This is a genomic window from Streptomyces sp. NPDC058576, assembly GCF_042718715.1.
In the GTDB taxonomy this organism is placed as follows: Bacteria; Actinomycetota; Actinomycetes; order Streptomycetales; family Streptomycetaceae; genus Streptomyces.
The window spans coordinates 186,476-202,783 of record NZ_JBHXPF010000007.1 but is presented as its reverse complement, the minus strand read 5'-3'; the positions used below and the strand labels follow the sequence as shown (position 1 = coordinate 202,783).

Annotated in this window: 15 protein-coding genes; 6 read left to right on the top strand and 9 right to left on the bottom strand. The window is 70.5% G+C overall.

The window, feature by feature from the left end:
* Window positions 1-111 precede the first annotated feature (111 nt).
* Entirely contained in the window at window positions 112-1,065 is a 954-nt protein-coding gene (locus ACFWRV_RS08705; RefSeq protein WP_384330274.1) for a heme o synthase, read from the bottom strand.
* 286 nt (window positions 1,066-1,351) lie between these two features.
* On the opposite strand from ACFWRV_RS08705, the gene tkt reads away from it, so the two are divergent.
* The 6 genes from tkt (at window position 1,352) to ACFWRV_RS08675 (ending at window position 8,394) form a co-directional block, all read left to right on the top strand.
* On the top strand, window positions 1,352-3,454 hold the full coding sequence (gene tkt, locus ACFWRV_RS08700; protein WP_384330271.1) for a transketolase: 2,103 nt from the start codon (window positions 1,352-1,354) through the stop codon (window positions 3,452-3,454).
* A 34-nt stretch (window positions 3,455-3,488) separates the two neighbouring features.
* Window positions 3,489-4,607, top strand: a complete 1,119-nt coding sequence (tal, locus tag ACFWRV_RS08695) for a transaldolase (protein ID WP_384330268.1) — start codon at window positions 3,489-3,491, stop codon at window positions 4,605-4,607.
* 5 nt (window positions 4,608-4,612) lie between these two features.
* The gene (gene zwf / locus ACFWRV_RS08690; RefSeq protein WP_384330265.1) at window positions 4,613-6,145 is read left to right on the top strand and encodes a glucose-6-phosphate dehydrogenase; all 1,533 of its coding nucleotides are present in this window, start codon (window positions 4,613-4,615) and stop codon (window positions 6,143-6,145) included.
* On the top strand, window positions 6,142-7,182 hold the full coding sequence (gene opcA / locus ACFWRV_RS08685) for a glucose-6-phosphate dehydrogenase assembly protein OpcA (RefSeq protein ID WP_384330263.1): 1,041 nt from the start codon (window positions 6,142-6,144) through the stop codon (window positions 7,180-7,182). The genes zwf and opcA overlap by 4 nt, the downstream gene beginning before the upstream one ends.
* Entirely contained in the window at window positions 7,179-7,961 is a 783-nt protein-coding gene (gene pgl, locus ACFWRV_RS08680; protein ID WP_384330259.1) for a 6-phosphogluconolactonase, read from the top strand. Before opcA ends, pgl begins: the two co-directional genes overlap by 4 nt.
* A 70-nt stretch (window positions 7,962-8,031) precedes the next feature.
* Complete coding sequence (locus ACFWRV_RS08675; protein ID WP_384330257.1) at window positions 8,032-8,394, top strand: VOC family protein; 363 nt, start codon at window positions 8,032-8,034, stop codon at window positions 8,392-8,394.
* 6 nt (window positions 8,395-8,400) lie between these two features.
* Here ACFWRV_RS08675 and ACFWRV_RS08670 read toward each other — a convergent pair whose 3' ends face one another.
* The 8 genes from ACFWRV_RS08670 to gap form a co-directional block, all read right to left on the bottom strand.
* Window positions 8,401-9,915 (bottom strand): PH domain-containing protein, encoded by a 1,515-nt coding sequence (locus ACFWRV_RS08670; protein ID WP_384330254.1) that lies wholly within the window; start codon window positions 9,913-9,915, stop codon window positions 8,401-8,403.
* Window positions 9,912-10,418 (bottom strand): PH domain-containing protein, encoded by a 507-nt coding sequence (locus ACFWRV_RS08665; protein WP_384330251.1) that lies wholly within the window; start codon window positions 10,416-10,418, stop codon window positions 9,912-9,914. The genes ACFWRV_RS08670 and ACFWRV_RS08665 overlap by 4 nt, the downstream gene beginning before the upstream one ends.
* A 4-nt stretch (window positions 10,419-10,422) precedes the next feature.
* Window positions 10,423-12,081: a glucose-6-phosphate isomerase gene (gene pgi, locus ACFWRV_RS08660; protein WP_384330248.1), complete on the bottom strand. Its 1,659-nt coding sequence runs from the start codon at window positions 12,079-12,081 to the stop codon at window positions 10,423-10,425.
* A gap of 181 nt (window positions 12,082-12,262) precedes the next feature.
* Window positions 12,263-12,598: an RNA polymerase-binding protein RbpA gene (locus tag ACFWRV_RS08655; protein ID WP_006123681.1), complete on the bottom strand. Its 336-nt coding sequence runs from the start codon at window positions 12,596-12,598 to the stop codon at window positions 12,263-12,265.
* Between the two features lie 110 nt (window positions 12,599-12,708).
* Window positions 12,709-12,945, bottom strand: coding sequence for a preprotein translocase subunit SecG (secG, locus tag ACFWRV_RS08650; RefSeq protein ID WP_384330243.1), 237 nt, complete (start codon window positions 12,943-12,945; stop codon window positions 12,709-12,711).
* A 115-nt stretch (window positions 12,946-13,060) separates the two neighbouring features.
* Window positions 13,061-13,837, bottom strand: a complete 777-nt coding sequence (gene tpiA, locus ACFWRV_RS08645) for a triose-phosphate isomerase (protein WP_384330240.1) — start codon at window positions 13,835-13,837, stop codon at window positions 13,061-13,063.
* A 6-nt stretch (window positions 13,838-13,843) separates the two neighbouring features.
* Window positions 13,844-15,055 carry a phosphoglycerate kinase gene (locus tag ACFWRV_RS08640; RefSeq protein WP_384330237.1) on the bottom strand — a complete coding sequence of 404 codons (1,212 nt, stop codon included), beginning with the start codon at window positions 15,053-15,055 and terminating at the stop codon, window positions 13,844-13,846.
* A 113-nt stretch (window positions 15,056-15,168) separates the two neighbouring features.
* Window positions 15,169-16,179, bottom strand: a complete 1,011-nt coding sequence (gap, locus tag ACFWRV_RS08635) for a type I glyceraldehyde-3-phosphate dehydrogenase (protein ID WP_010061271.1) — start codon at window positions 16,177-16,179, stop codon at window positions 15,169-15,171.
* Window positions 16,180-16,308: the final 129 nt, after the last annotated feature.

Genomic DNA, 16,308 nt, shown 5'->3' with positions numbered 1-16,308 from the left:
TCCCCTGGCGGCGGTGCACCGGATGGAGGGTGGGGCGGGTCACGTCGGTGGGGCGGGCGGGGCGGGGGGGGGGGGCCCGCCCCCCCCCCCCCCCGCCCGTGGGGCCGAGAGCTAGCGGAGGAAGGGGTCCACCGCGACGGCCAGGAAGAGGAGCGAGACGTAGGTGATCGACCAGTGGAAGAGCCGCATCTCCTTGAGCTTGGCCCCGGTGACCCCGGCCTTGGCCCGGTTCTGCAGACCGTGGGCCTCCCAGAGCCAGGCGCCGCCGGACAGCAGCGCCACCGCCGTGTAGAACCAGCCGGTGTAGCCGAGCGGAGTGAGCAGCAGCGAGACCGCGACCATCACCCAGCTGTAGAGGACGATCTGCCTGGCGACCACCCGGTTGGAGGCGACGACCGGGAGCATCGGGACGCCGACCCGGGCGTAGTCGTCCTTGACCTTCATCGACAGCGGCCAGTAGTGCGGCGGCGTCCAGAAGAAGATGACGGCGAAGAGGATGACGGCGGCCCAGGAGACCGTGTTCGTCACGGCCGACCAGCCGATGAGGACCGGCATGCAGCCCGCGATGCCGCCCCAGACGATGTTCTGGGAGGTGCGGCGCTTCAACAGCATCGTGTAGACGACGACGTAGAAGAGCAGCGCCCCGAGCGCGAGAGCGGCCGAGAGCCAGTTGACGAGCAGTCCGAACCAGAGCGTGGAGAACACCGCGAGGCCGATGCCGAAGGCCAGGCATTCGCGGGGGCTGACCATGCCCGTGACCAGCGGGCGCTGGGACGTACGGTCCATCAGCGCGTCGATGTCCCGGTCGATGTACATGTTGAGCGCGTTGGCGCCGCCGGCCGAGAGATATCCCCCGATGGTGGTCGTGAGAACGAGCCACAGATCGGGTACACCCTGGGCAGCGAGGAACATCACCGGAACGGTGGTGATGAGCAGCAGCTCGATGATCCGTGGCTTGGTAAGCGCCACGAATGCCTTGACGCGGGCCCCGAACGGGCGATGGCCCCCTGGGCTGGGAGTCAAGGCGACCCCTGCGGGTCGGGACTCGACGGCCGTCACGCACACCCCTGACAGAGAAATCCCAGCAAGCTCCGGGCCTGGAGGCCCTGGTGAAGACTTGCGCGAACTCGACCACTCTAGACGTTGGGGATACACCGCCCTTCGCGGGGGTGGGGTCGTGTTGAGGGTGACTGTTCACCGGATGTGCGTTCCGTCGGGAGGCGAACTCCGCGGGGGGCCCACACCCTGGAAAGTGCTCGGAAAGTGTGCCCGGCAACGGGGGTAGGCTCGACAGCGCCCGGTGCGGTAACAGTCACCGGTTTACAACAGTGGAGAGGAGCCCTGACTCAGGGTGAGCATCAAGCCGACCACCACAGACCTCCAGTGGACCGATGTGGACCAGCGGGCCGTGGACACCGCCCGCGTCCTCGCTGCGGACGCCGTACAGAAAGTCGGAAACGGCCACCCGGGCACGGCGATGAGCCTGGCTCCCGCCGCGTACACCCTCTTCCAGAAGGTGATGCGGCACGACCCGGCGGACGCCGAGTGGACCGGCCGCGACCGGTTCGTCCTCTCCGCGGGCCACTCCAGCCTGACGCTCTACATCCAGCTCTACCTGGCCGGCTACGGGCTGGAGCTGGACGACCTGAAGGCCTTCCGCACCTGGGGCTCCAAGACCCCGGGCCACCCGGAGTACGGCCACACCACCGGCGTGGAGACGACGACCGGCCCGCTGGGCCAGGGTGTCGCCAACGCGGTGGGCATGGCGATGGCCGCCCGCTACGAGCGCGGCCTCTTCGACCCCGAGGCGGCCCCCGGCACCTCCCCGTTCGACCACATGGTGTGGGTCGTCGCGGGTGACGGCTGCCTCCAGGAGGGCATCTCGGCCGAGGCGTCCTCGCTGGCCGGGCACCAGAAGCTGGGCAACCTGGTCCTGCTCTGGGACGACAACCACATCTCCATCGAGGGCGACACGGAGACCGCGGTCTCCGAGGACACCATCAAGCGGTACGAGGCGTACGGCTGGCACGTCCAGCGCGTCGAGCAGCTGCCCAGCGGCGACCTGGACCCGGCGGGTCTGTACGCGGCGCTGCAGGCGGCCAAGGCCGAGACCGAGCGCCCCTCGTTCATCGCGGCCCGCTCGATCATCGCCTGGCCCGCCCCGAACGCGCAGAACACCGAGGCCGCGCACGGCTCGGCGCTCGGCGACGACGAGATCGCGGCGACCAAGCGGGTCCTCGGCTTCGACCCGGAGCAGACCTTCGAGGTCTCCGAGGCGGTCATCGGCCACACCCGTCAGGCCCTGGACCGCGGCCGCGAGGCCCGCGCCGAGTGGGACAAGTCGTTCGCCGCGTGGCGCACGGCCAACCCGGAGCGCGCCGCCTCCTTCGACCGGATCGCCGCGGGCGAGCTGCCCGAGGGCTGGGAGGAGAAGCTCCCCGTCTTCGAGCCCGGCAAGGGCCTGGCCACGCGGGCCGCGTCCGGCAAGGTGCTCCAGGCGCTCGGCGAGATCGTGCCCGAGCTGTGGGGCGGCTCCGCCGACCTGGCGGGCTCGAACAACACGACGATCGACAAGACGTCGTCGTTCCTCCCGGCGGGCAACCCGCTGCCGGAGGCCGACCCGTACGGCCGGACGATCCACTTCGGCATCCGCGAGCACGCGATGGCCGCCGCGATGAACGGCATCGCGCTGCACGGCAACACCCGCATCTACGGCGGCACCTTCCTGGTGTTCTCCGACTACATGCGCAACGCGGTGCGGCTGTCCGCGCTGATGCACCTGCCGGTGACGTACGTGTGGACGCACGACTCGATCGGCCTCGGCGAGGACGGTCCGACCCACCAGCCGGTCGAGCACCTGGCCGCGCTGCGCGCCATCCCGGGCCTGAACGTCGTGCGCCCGGCCGACGCCAACGAGACCGCGATCGCCTGGCGCGAGATCCTGCGCCGCTACACCAAGGTGTTCGGCAAGGGCGCCCCGCACGGTCTGGCGCTGACCCGCCAGGGCGTGCCGACGTACGAGGCGAACGAGAACGCGGCCAAGGGCGGTTACGTGCTGTTCGAGGCCGCGGAGGCCTCCGGGCAGAGCGCAGCGCCGCAGGTGCTGCTCATCGCGACCGGTTCCGAGGTCCACGTCGCCGTCGAGGCGCGCGAGCAGCTCCAGGCGGCCGGGGTGCCGACCCGGGTCGTCTCGATGCCGTCCGTCGAGTGGTTCGAGGAGCAGGACCAGGCGTACAAGGACAGCGTGCTGCCGCCGTCGGTGAAGGCGCGCGTCGCCGTCGAGGCGGGCATCGGCCTGACCTGGTACCGGTACGTGGGCGACGCGGGCCGGATCGTCTCGCTGGAGCACTTCGGGGCCTCGGCCGACGCGAAGGTGCTGTTCCGCGAGTTCGGCTTCACTCCCGAGAACGTGGCCTCCGCCGCGCGGGAATCTCTCGCCGCCACCGCACGCTGACGCCGGTAGATACGACTAGTAGGAGATGCAACTCATGACAGACGCACTCAAGCGCCTCTCCGACGAGGGCGTGGCGATCTGGCTCGACGACCTGTCGCGCAAGCGGATCACGTCCGGCAACCTGGCCGAGCTGATCGACCAGAGCCATGTCGTCGGCGTCACCACCAATCCGTCGATCTTCCAGAAGGCGATCTCCTCGGGCGACGGTTACGAGCAGCAGCTCACCGACCTCGCCGCCCGCAAGGTCACCGTCGAGGAAGCCCTCCGCATGATCACGACGGCGGACGTCCGCGACGCCGCCGACATCCTGCGCCCGGTCTTCGACGCCACCGGCGGCCAGGACGGCCGGGTCTCCATCGAGGTGGACCCGCGCCTGGCGCACAACACCACGGCCACCGTCGCCGAGGCCAAGCAGCTGGCCTGGCTGGTGGACCGGCCGAACACGCTCATCAAGATCCCGGCGACCAAGGCCGGCCTGCCGGCGATCACCGAGACGATCGGCCGGGGCATCAGCGTCAACGTGACGCTGATCTTCTCGCTGGAGCGCTACCGCGCGGTCATGGACGCCTACCTGGCGGGCCTGGAGAAGGCGAAGGCCGCGGGCCTGGACCTCTCCAAGATCCACTCGGTTGCCTCGTTCTTCGTGTCCCGCGTGGACACCGAGATCGACAAGCGTCTGGACGCGGTCGGCTCCGACGAGGCGAAGGCCGCCAAGGGCAAGTCCGCCCTGGCCAACGCGCGCCTGGCCTACGAGGCGTACGAGGAGGTCTTCTCCTCCGACCGCTGGGCCCCCCTGGACAAGGCGCAGGCCAACAAGCAGCGTCCGCTGTGGGCCTCGACCGGTGTCAAGGACCCGGCGCTGAAGGACACCCTGTACGTCGACGACCTGGTGGCGCCGAACACGGTGAACACCATGCCGGAGGCGACGCTGGAGGCGGTGGCCGACCACGGCGACATCACCGGCGACACCGTCACCGGCGGCTACGACCAGGCACGCGCCGACCTCGACGCGATCAAGAAGCTCGGCATCTCCTACGACGACGTCGTACAGGTGCTGGAGGACGAGGGCGTCGAGAAGTTCGAGGCGTCCTGGAACGACCTGCTCAAGTCGACCGAGGCGGAGCTTTCGCGCCTCGCTCCCTCGGAGGGCTGACCACTTTGTCTGCTGTTCCCGGAGCCAACCCGCTCCGTGACGCACAGGACCGACGGCTCCCGCGTATCGCGGGGCCGTCGGGCCTGGTCATCTTTGGCGTCACGGGCGATTTGTCCCGTAAAAAGCTGATGCCCGCCGTCTACGACCTGGCCAATCGCGGCCTGCTGCCGCCGGGCTTCTCGCTCATCGGTTTCGCGCGCCGCGACTGGGAGGACGAGGACTTCGCCCAGGTCGTGCACGACGCGGTCAAGGAGCACGCCCGTACGCCGTTCCGCGAGGAGGTCTGGCAGCAGCTCATCCAGGGGATGCGCTTCGTCCAGGGCGACTTCGACGACGACGAGGCGTTCGAGACGCTGAAGTCGACCATCCAGGAGCTCGACAAGGCACAGGGGACGGGCGGCAACTTCGCCTTCTACCTCTCCGTGCCGCCGAAGTTCTTCCCCAAGGTCGTCCAGCAGCTGAAGAAGCACGGCCTGGCCGACCAGAAGGCGGGCTCCTGGCGGCGTGCCGTCATCGAGAAGCCCTTCGGCCACGACCTGGCCAGCGCGCAGGAGCTCAACCAGCTCGTGCACGACGTCTTCCCGCCCAACGAGGTCTTCCGGATCGACCACTACCTGGGGAAGGAGACGGTCCAGAACATCCTGGCGCTGCGGTTCGCCAACACGATGTGGGAGCCGATCTGGAACCGGTCCTACGTCGACCACGTACAGATCACGATGGCCGAGGACATCGGCATCGGCGGCCGGGCCGGCTACTACGACGGCATCGGCGCCGCCCGTGACGTCATCCAGAACCACCTGCTCCAGCTGCTGGCGCTGACCGCGATGGAGGAGCCCGGCTCCTTCCACCCGAAGGCCCTGGTCGCCGAGAAGCTCAAGGTGCTCACCGCCGTCGAGCTGCCCGAGGACCTCGGTCTGCACACCGTGCGCGCGCAGTACGAGCACGCCTGGCAGGGCGGCCAGGAAGCCCTCGGCTACTGCGAGGAGGAGGGCATCGACCCCAAGTCGACGACCGACACCTACGCGGCGATCAAGCTGACGATCAACAACCGCCGCTGGGCGGGCGTGCCGTTCTACCTCCGGACCGGAAAGCGGCTCGGCCGCCGGGTCACGGAGATCGCGGTCGTCTTCAAGCGCGCCCCCTACCTCCCCTTCGAGTCGGGCGCGACCGAGGAGCTGGGCGGCAACGCCCTGGTCATCCGGGTCCAGCCGGACGAGGGCGTCACCGTGCGCTTCGGCTCCAAGGTGCCCGGCACCTCGATGGAGGTCCGGGACGTCACGATGGACTTCGCGTACGGCGAGTCGTTCACGGAGTCCAGCCCGGAGGCCTACGAGCGGCTCCTTCTGGACGTCCTGCTCGGCGACGCCAACCTCTTCCCGCGCCACCAGGAGGTCGAACTCTCCTGGACCATCCTCGACCCGATCGAGGAGTACTGGGACAAGCACGGCAAGCCCGCGAAGTACGCGGCCGGCACCTGGGGTCCGGCCGAGGCCGACGAGATGCTCGCACGTGACGGACGGAGCTGGAGGCGGCCATGAAGATCGATCTCACGGAAACCACGTCCAGCAAGATCAACCAGGCGTTGGTCTCGGCCCGCCGGGCGATCGGCACCCCCGCCATCGGCATGGTGCTCACGCTGGTCATCGTCACCGACGAGGAGAACGCGTACGACGCGCTCAAGTCGGCCGGTGACGCCTCCCGCGAGCACCCCTCGCGGATCATCGCGGTGATCAAGCGGCTCAGCCGCTCGCCGCGCGCCCGCCGGGACGCCCGCCTCGACGCCGAGGTCCGGGTCGGTTCCGACGCGGGCACCGGCGAGACCGTGGTCCTGCGCCTGCACGGCGAGCTGGCCAACCACGCCCAGTCGGTGGTCCTCCCGCTGCTGCTGCCGGACGCCCCGGTCGTGGTGTGGTGGCCCGAGGACGCGCCCGCCGACCCGGCGAAGGACCCGCTCGGGGCGCTGGCCCAGCGCCGGATCACCGACACCTACTCCGCCGAGCGCCCGCTCGACGAGCTGGCGGTGCGGGCCGCGACGTACAGCCCCGGCGACACGGACCTGGCCTGGACCCGGATCACCCCGTGGCGCTCGATGCTGGCCGCCGCGCTGGACCAGCAGCCGGCCGAGGTGATCGGCGCGACCGTCGAGGGCGAGAGCGACAACCCGAGCTGCGAGCTGCTCGCCATGTGGCTCGCGGACCGGCTCGGCGTCCCGGTGGAGCGCACGCTCTCCGAGGGGCCCGGCCTCACCGCGGTCCGGATGGAGACGAAGAACGGCGTCATCGTCCTGGACCGCGCCGACGGCGGCCTGGCCACGCTCTCCATGCAGAACCAGCCGGACCGCGCGGTGGCGCTCAAGCGCCGTGACACCGCCGAGCTGCTGGCGGAGGAGCTGCGCCGGCTCGACCCGGACAACACCTACGCCTCGTCGGTGAAGTTCGGCGTCGACAAGCTGCACGCGGGCGGCGAGGTCACGGCCGCGCCGGTCGCGAGCGCCGCGGAGAAGGCGGAGAAGGCCGCCGAGGCCAAGGCTCCCGCCGCGAAGAAGGCCCCGGCCAAGAAGGCGGCCTCCCAGTGACGCCTCCCCAACTGGTCGTCCACCGCGACAAGGAGCTGATGGCCCAGGCCGCGGCGGCGCGGCTGATCACGAAGATCGTGGACGCCCAGGCCTCCCGGGGCCACGCCTCGGTGGTGCTGACCGGCGGGCGCAACGGCAACGGCCTGCTGGCCGCGCTCGCCGCCGCGCCCGCCCGGGACGCGATCGACTGGGCGCGCCTGGACCTGTGGTGGGGCGACGAGCGGTTCCTGCCCGAGGGCGACCCGGAGCGCAATGTCACCCAGGCCCGTGAGGCGCTGCTCGATTCGGTGCCGCTGGACCCGGCCCGGGTGCACGCGATGCCCGCGTCCGACGGCCCCTACGGCGAGGACGCCGACTCGGCGGCAGCGGCCTACGCCGAGGAACTGGCCGCCGCCGCGGGCCCCGAGGACCACGGCCCGGTGCCCACGTTCGACGTGCTGATGCTGGGCGTCGGCCCGGACACGCATGTGGCCTCGCTCTTCCCGGAGCTGCCCGCGGTGCGGGAGACCGAGCGCACCGTCGTCGGTGTGCACGGGGCTCCCAAGCCGCCGCCGGTCCGCGTCTCGCTCACGCTGCCCGCGATCCGGGCGGCGCGCGAGGTATGGCTGCTGGCGGCGGGCGAGGACAAGGCGGAAGCGGCGGCCATCGCGCTGTCCGGGGCCGGGGAGATCCAGGCCCCGGCGGCGGGCGCGTACGGCCGCAGCCGCACGCTGTGGCTGCTGGACGCGGCGGCGGCCTCGCAACTGCCGCGCGCGCTCTACCCTCCGGCCTCCGCCTGAGCGTTGACGCCCCGAAGGCCCGGCCCGCTTCTCCGAGCGGTCCGGGTCTTCGGCGTGAAAGGCTCGCCCCATGGTGCATATCGGAACCGTGGTGATGGGCGCGACCGACGTGAGCAGGGCGGCCGCTTTCTGGAAGGCCGCGCTCACCTACACCGAGCGCGAGGCGGGGACGGACGACTGGGTGGTGCTGGTCCCGGTCGAAGGGCCCGGCGTCGGCGTGGCGCTGGGGCGCTCGACCTCCCCCGTGCAGGAGGTCCCCCGGGTCCACCTCGACCTCTACTCCGACACCCAGGAGGCCGAGGTGGAGCGGCTGATCGCGCTCGGGGCCGAGAGGGTCGCGTGGGACCTCTATCCGCCGGACCCGGACTTCGTGGTGCTCGCCGACCCCGAGGGCAACCGCTTCTGCGTCATCGATACGACGTACGGAGGCTGAGGGGCCTCAGGCGTCCTTCGGGGAACGCTCCAGGAAGGGCTCCAGCAGCCCCGGTACGGCCTCGGCGGCGAAGGTGAGGCCCTCGGTGGCGTCGGCGTCGTACACCGCGTACGCGCCGCCTCCGGCGGCGGTGGTGGCCGTGATGCTCAGCAGTCCGGCCCGGCGCTGGAAGGCCGACTGCTTGACCGTCCAGCCGATCACCCCGGCCCGCTCCAGCGCGGCCGTGGACCGGCGGACCGTGCCCGAGCGGGTGACCAGATAGCGGCCGGAGAGCGCGTGCCCGAGTCCCCGGTACGCGTCGAGGGCGAGCACCACCGCCACGGGAACGGACACCACCGCGCAGCCGAGCGCGATCCACAGCAGCACGGGCGTGAGCAGCGCCCCGAGGAGGGTCAGGATCAGGACCGGGCCGAGGACGGCGGCGAGCGACCAGCGCAGTCGGCGGCCCCGGGCGGCGCGCGGGTGCGGGGTGAGCGCGGCGCCGGTCGGGGTGGCCGCCTCGCGCAGGACGTCGGCGGCGACGGAGTCGGCCCGGGCCCGGGGCACGGCGGGGAGGAGGGTGTTGTGGTCGGCGCTCTTGGCCTCGTGGTCCTTGGCCAGGCCGGTGGTGATGGCGTCGAGGCGGGCCGCGCCGAGCAGCCGGACGCCCAGTGGCTCGACCAGGTCGACGCCGCGCAGCCGGGCCTCCTCGACGGAGATGGACCGGGAGGTGAAGAGCCCTCGCCGCACCCGCAGTGTGCCGCCCGCCTCGCGCTCCAGGCGGTAGTTCCACCACATCTCGATCCAGAGGCCGAGCGCCCCGACGACTCCCGCGACCAGGGCGGCCAGGACCAGGGCGATGATCATCCAGAGCAGCGGGGTGTCCCGGAAACGGTCGCCGACCCAGTCGATGACCTCGCCCTGGGCCCCGACCCACTCGCTGACCTGCATCACGGCCCCGGCGGCCGCCCCGCCGAGCATGGGGGCGACGAAGGAGACCGGGGCGTAACGGATCCAGCGGGGGTCCAGGACGGCCAGTTCGCCCTCGCGGTGAACGCCGGGCGGTGCGGTGGCGGCGCGCTCCAACAGGAGGCGGCGCAGCCGTTCGCCCTCGGCGCGGGTGACCGGGTCCAGTTCGAGGGTGGAGTCGGCGCCCTGTTCGCCGGTGCCGATCCTGACGGTGACCAGGCCGAGGAGGCGGAGCATCAGGTTGGCGGTGAGGTCGACCGTGCGGATGCGGCTGCGGGCCAGGGAGCGGCGCTTGACGAGGAGCAGGCCGGTGTGGAGGTCGACGTGCTCCTGGCCGATCCGGTAGTGGGTGCGGTGCCAGCGGACCCGGTCGGCGCCCGCCGCGACCCCGATGACCAGGACGGCTCCGCCGAGCACCTGGAGCACGGCGACCGGGAGGCTGAACCATCGGGTGAGCCCGAGCGTGACGGGGATGGCGGCGCCCGCGACGACCCCCGCCACGACGAGCGCGGTGACCAGGACCGTACGGGGGTCGAGCCGGCGCCAGTCGCCCGGCGGGGCGGCGGTGCTCATGTGGCGTCGCCGGGGGTGTCGCGGGTGATGCGGGTGAGCTGCCGGGCCAGGTCGGCGGCGACCTCGTGGTCCAGGCCCTCGATCCGTACCGCGCCCTTGGCGGAGGCGGTGGTGACCGTGACGGTGGCCAGCCGGAAGAGCTGCTCCAGCGGGCCCCGCACGGTGTCCACGGTCTGGATCCGGGACATGGGGGCGATCCGCCACTCCTGCCAGAAGAACCCGGTGCGGACGTACACGGCGTCCTCGGTGACCTCCCAGCGGTGCGTACGGAACCACCACAGGGGGAAGAGGACGGCGGTCGCCGTGCCCGCCGCGGCGAGGACCGCGGCGGGCAGCAGCAGCCAGAAGCGGGCCGGCTCGATCAGCGCGCCCAGCACCGCGAGCGGCACGACGGGCACGGCGGTCAGCAGCAGCCACTGGACCCGCCACCAGCCGACGACGCGTTCGTTCAGCGTGTTGCGCGGCGGCCGCAGCCGTACCGCCGTCCCCTCCCCCGGTGGCATCGGCTCAGCGCCCGCGCAGGGTGCGGTAGGCGTCGACCAGGGCGGCGGTGGAGCTGTCCAGCTGCCCGGCGTCCGCTCCCCCGCTCTCCGTCAGCAGCGGTTCGATCTTCTTGGCGAGGACCTTGCCGAGCTCGACGCCCCACTGGTCGAAGGAGTCGATGTTCCAGATGGCGCCCTGGACGAAGACCTTGTGCTCGTAGAGCGCGATGAGCTGGCCGAGGACCGAGGGGGTCAGCTTGTCGGCGAGGATCGTCGTCGTGGGGTGGTTGCCCCGGAACGTCTTGTGCGGGACCAGCTCCTCGGGCACGCCTTCGGCCCGGACCTCCTCGGGCGTCTTGCCGAAGGCCAGGGCCTGGGTCTGGGCGAAGAAGTTGGCCATCAGCAGGTCGTGCTGGGCGATCAGCCCGGGCAGCAGATCGTGGACGGGCGCGGCGAAGCCGATGAAGTCCGCCGGGATCAGCTTGGTGCCCTGGTGGATCAACTGGTAGTACGCGTGCTGGCCGTTGGTGCCGGGCGTGCCCCAGACGACCGGGCCGGTCTGCCACTCCACCCGGTCGCCGTCGCGGTCGACGGACTTGCCGTTGGACTCCATGTCGAGCTGCTGGAGATACGCGGTGAACTTGGACAGGTAGTGGCTGTAGGGCAGCACCGCGTGCGACTGGGCGTCGAAGAAGTTGCCGTACCAGACGCCGAGGAGGCCCAGCAGGAGCGGGGCGTTCTGCTCGGCGGGGGCGGTGCGGAAGTGCTCGTCGACGAGGTGGAAGCCGTCGAGCATCTCGCGGAAGCGGTCCGGGCCGATGGCGACCATCAGTGAGAGGCCGATCGCCGAGTCGTAGCTGTAGCGGCCGCCGACCCAGTCCCAGAACTCGAACATGTTGGCCGGGTCGATGCCGAACTCCTCGACCTTCTCGGCATTGGTCGACAGGGCCACGAAGTGCTTCGCGACGGCGTCCTGACCGGCCCTCAGCTCGGTCAGCAGCCAGTCCCGGGCGGAGGTGGCGTTGGTGATGGTCTCGATCGTCGTGAACGTCTTCGAGGCGATGACGAACAGCGTCTCGGCCGGGTCGAGATCGCGGACGGCCTCGTGGAGGTCGGCGCCGTCGACGTTGGAGACGAAGCGGAGGGTGAGGTCGCGGTCCGTGAAGGAGCGCAGCACCTCGTAGGCCATGGCGGGGCCGAGGTCGGAGCCGCCGATGCCGATGTTGACGATGTTCTTGATCGGCTTGCCGGTGTGGCCGGTCCACTGCCCGGACCGGACCTTGTCGGCGAAGCCGGCCATCTTGTCCAGGACGGCGTGCACGGCCGGTACGACATTCTCGCCGTCGACCTCGATCACCGCGTCGCGCGGGGCGCGGAGCGCGGTGTGCAGGACCGCCCGGTCCTCGGTGGTGTTGATCTTCTCGCCGCGGAACATCGCGTCCCGCAGCTCCGCGACCCCGGTGGCGGCGGCGAGCTCGCGCAGCAGGCGCAGCGTCTCGTCGGCGACCAGGTGCTTGGAGTAGTCGAGGTGGAGGTCGCCGACCCGCAGGGTGTAGGCGGTGCCCCGGTCCGGCTGCCGCGCGAACAGCTCGCGCAGCTGGGGTGCGCCGAGCTCCTCACGGTGCTTGGCGAGAGCCGTCCACTCGGGCGTCTGGTTGAGCTTGGTTCGGCTTGCTGCGTTCATCCGGGATATCAGCCCACTTCTCACTCGTCATCAGCATCCCCGCTGCCCCTCCAACCTAATTGATCGAGGAGGCCGACGGCGTGGAGGAGGGCGGTGGCGCGGGAACGCGAGACGGCCGGACACCCGTGGGGTGTCCGGCCGGTGAAGACGGGGGGTTCCGTGGAGCCGGGCGGGGAGGACGTCAGATCTCGCCGCGGAGTTTGGCCAGTGCCTCGGCGAGGATCGCCTCGCCGTCCTCGTCGCTGCGCCGCTCGCGTACGTACGCCAGATGCGTCTTGTACGGCTCGGTGCGGGGCGGGTCGGGCGGGCTGTCCTTGTCCTGGCCGGCCGGGAAGCCGCAGCGCGGGCAGTCCCAGGTGTCCGGCACCTGCGCGTCATGGGCGAAGCTCGGCTGCGTCTCGTGCCCGTTCGAGCACCAGAAGGAGATGCGGGCGCGCGGCGCGGACTCGCCCCGCTCCGCCTCCCCCATCGGCCCCGCTCCGACCCGGCTTCCCCGGATCGCGTTGCCACTTGCCACGGTCGTAACTCCCTGCGTGATGGTGCTCGAAGGATGCCCCAGTCTACGTAAGGCCCAACGCGCGTCCAGTGGAAGGAGTTACACCCTTACCGGGAATCGCGGATGACGGGTCAGCCGTCCAGCTTGATGAGCAGACCGAGGACGACAATGCACGCGAACCAGACCAGACCGACCACCACGGTGATCCGGTCGAGGTTACGCTCGGCGACCGAGGAGCCACCGACGGAGGACTGCATTCCGCCACCGAACATGTCGGAGAGGCCGCCGCCCTTGCCCTTGTGCATGAGCACCAGCAGCATCAGCAGCAGGCTGAAGACGATCAGGGCGATCTGGAACGCCAGAATCACGGCTGGTCCCTACTTTCCGGATTTCTCGAATACTGCCTGTACGTACAGCGGGGGCCGGAGGGTGACAACCCCCTCGGCCCCCGCAAGGGTACGACGGATCGGCGCTACCGCATACTCACTGGTCGCGGAAGCGGACGATCTTGACGAACTCGTCGGCGTCCAGTGCGGCGCCGCCGATCAGGGCGCCGTCCACGTCGGGCTGCGCCATGATGGCCGCGACGTTGCCGGACTTCACGGAGCCGCCGTACTGGATGCGGACGGCGTCGGCCAGCTCCTGCGAGTACAGCTCGGCCAGCCGGCGACGGATCGCGCCGCAGACCTCCTGGGCGTCCTCGGGGGTGGCGACCTCGCCGGTCCCGATGGCCCAGACCGGCTCGTAGGCGATGACGATGGTCTCGGCCTGCTCGGCCGGGATGTCCTTCAGTGCGCCGTCGAGCTGCGCGAGCGTGTAGGAGACCTGGTCACCGGCCTTGCGGATGTCCAGGCCCTCGCCGACGCAGAGGATCGGGGTCAGGCCGTGCTTGTAGGCGGCCTTCACCTTGGCGTTGCAGATCTCGTCGCTCTCGCCGTGGTACTGGCGGCGCTCGCTGTGGCCGACGGCCACATACGTGCAGCGCAGCTTGGCGAGCATCGAGCCGGAGATCTCACCGGTGTACGCGCCCGAGTCGTGCGCCGAGATGTCCTGGGCGCCGTACTTGATCTTCAGCTTGTCGCCGTCGACCAGGGTCTGCACGGAGCGCAGGTCGGTGAAGGGCGGGAGGACGGCGACCTCGACGTCCTCGTAGTCCTTGTCGGCCAGCGCGAAGGAGAGCTTCTGGACGTGGGCGATGGCCTCGAGGTGGTTGAGGTTCATCTTCCAGTTGCCCGCCATCAGCGGGGTGCGGGTGGTCATGAAAGGTCAGTCCTCCAGTGCGGCGAGCCCGGGAAGCGTCTTGCCCTCGAGGTATTCGAGGCTCGCGCCGCCACCGGTCGAAATATGTCCGAAAGCATTCTCGTCGAAGCCCAGGATGCGCACGGCCGCGGCGGAGTCGCCCCCGCCGACGACGCTGAAGGCCGGGGAGTCGACGAGCGCCTGGGCGACCGCGCGGGTGCCGTCGGCGAAGTCCGGGTGCTCGAAGACGCCCATCGGGCCGTTCCAGAAGACGGTGGCCGCGTCGGCGAGCTTCGATGCGTAGAGCTTGTTGGTCTCGGGTCCGTTGTCCAGCCCCATCTGGCCGGCCGGCATGGCGTCGGCGGCGACGGTGGTGGGGTGGGCCGGGGCCTTGGTCTTCAGGTCGGGGAAGGCGGGGGCCACCACGACGTCGACGGGGAGGACGAACTCCACGCCCTTCTCCTCGGCGCGCCGCAGGTACTCCTGCACGGCCGGGATCTGGTCCTCCTGGAGCAGCGAGCTGCCGACCTCGTGGCCCTGGGCCTTGAGGAAGGTGTACGCCATGCCGCCGCCGATCAGGATGCGGTCGGCCCGCTCCAGCAGGTGGTCGATCACGCCGAGCTTGTCGGAGACCTTGGCGCCGCCGAGGACGACCGCGTACGGGCGCTTGACGTCGGTGGTGAGCTTCTTCAGGACGCCGACCTCGGTGGCGATGAGGTAGCCCGCGCAGTGCGGCAGCCGGGCCGGGAGGTCGAAGACCGAGGCGTGCTTGCGGTGCACGGCACCGAAGCCGTCGCCCACGTAGGAGTCGGCGAGCTCGGCGAGCTGGTCGGCGAAGGCGCCGCGCTCGGCGTCGTCCTTGGACGTCTCGCCGGCGTTGAAGCGGAGGTTCTCGATGACCGCGACCTGGCCGTCGGCGAGGCCGGCGACCGCGGCGCGGGCGGAGTCGCCGACCGTGTCGGTGGCGAAGGCGACATCGGCGCCGAGGAGTTCACCCAGGCGGGCGGCGGCGGGCGCCAGCGAGAACGCCGGGTCCGGGGCGCCCTTGGGGCGGCCGAGGTGCGAGGCGACGACGACCCGCGCGCCGGCCTCGGCGAGCTTGGCGATCGTCGGGACGACGGCGCGGATACGGCCGTCGTCGGTGATCGTGGTGCCGTCCAGCGGCACGTTGAGGTCGGCGCGGACGAATACCCGCTTGCCCGCGACCCCTTCGGCGAGAAGTTCGTCGATCGTCTTCATCTGTTCCGTTTACTCCTTGGAAGGACCGATGAGCATGCTAAGGGGCTCGACCCGCGCTCCGTTGCGCCGGTCGAGCCCCTCAGTTCACATCGATGTGCCGGCCGACCCGAGGATCAGAGCTGCTCGCCGACGAAGACCGTGAGGTCGACGAGGCGGTTGGAGTAGCCCCACTCGTTGTCGTACCAGCCGAGGATCTTCACCGAGTTCCCCTCCTGGACCATGGTCAGGGAGGAGTCGAAGGTGCAGGACGACGGGTCGCCGACGATGTCCGAGGAGACGATCGGGTCCTCGGTGTACGTCAGGAAGCCCTTGAGGGCGCCGTCGTCGGAGGCCTTCTTGAACGCGGCGTTGACCTCGTCCTTGGTGACCTCGCGCTGGAGGGTGACGACCAGGTCGGTGGCGGAGCCGGTCGGGACCGGGACGCGCATCGCGATGCCGTCGAGCTTGCCCTTGAGCTGCGGCAGGACCAGGGCGGTGGCCTTGGCGGCACCGGTGGTGGTCGGGATGATGTTCTCGGCGGCGGCGCGGGCGCGGCGCAGATCCGAGTGCGGGAAGTCCAGGATCCGCTGGTCGTTCGTGTACGCGTGGACCGTCGTCATCAGGCCCTTGACGATGCCGAAGTTCTCGTCGAGAACCTTGGCCATCGGCGCCACACAGTTGGTGGTGCAGGAGGCGTTGGAGATGACGTTGTGCTGGGCCGCGTCGTACTGGTCCTGGTTGACGCCCATCACGATGGTGATGTCCTCGTCCTTGGCCGGAGCCGAGATGAGGACCTTCTTGGCGCCGCCCGCGATGTGCTTCTCGGCGTCGGCCTTCTTGGTGAAGATGCCGGTCGACTCGATGACGATGTCGACGCCCAGCTCACCCCAGGGGATGTCGGCCGGGTTGCGCTCGGAGAGCACCTTGATGGTGTGGCCATCGACGGTGATGGTGTCGGCGGTGTGGCTGACCTCTGCCTTGAGCCGACCCAGGATGGTGTCGTACTTCAGCAGGTGGGCCGTGGTCGCAGTGTCACCCAGGTCGTTGACAGCCACGATCTCGATGTCCGCACCCTGCTCGAGCAGGGCGCGGAAGTAGTTGCGACCGATGCGGCCGAAGCCGTTGATGCCTACGCGGATCGTCACGAACCGATCTCCTCGTTAGGTACGCCGGTTTTCGACGCCGGCGAGTTGTATAGGGATGTCCCCGACCGCTTCCGACCCTACCTCTCCAAGGGCCCGGGAGTGACATCGAGAGGGCCCCTACGCGCCACC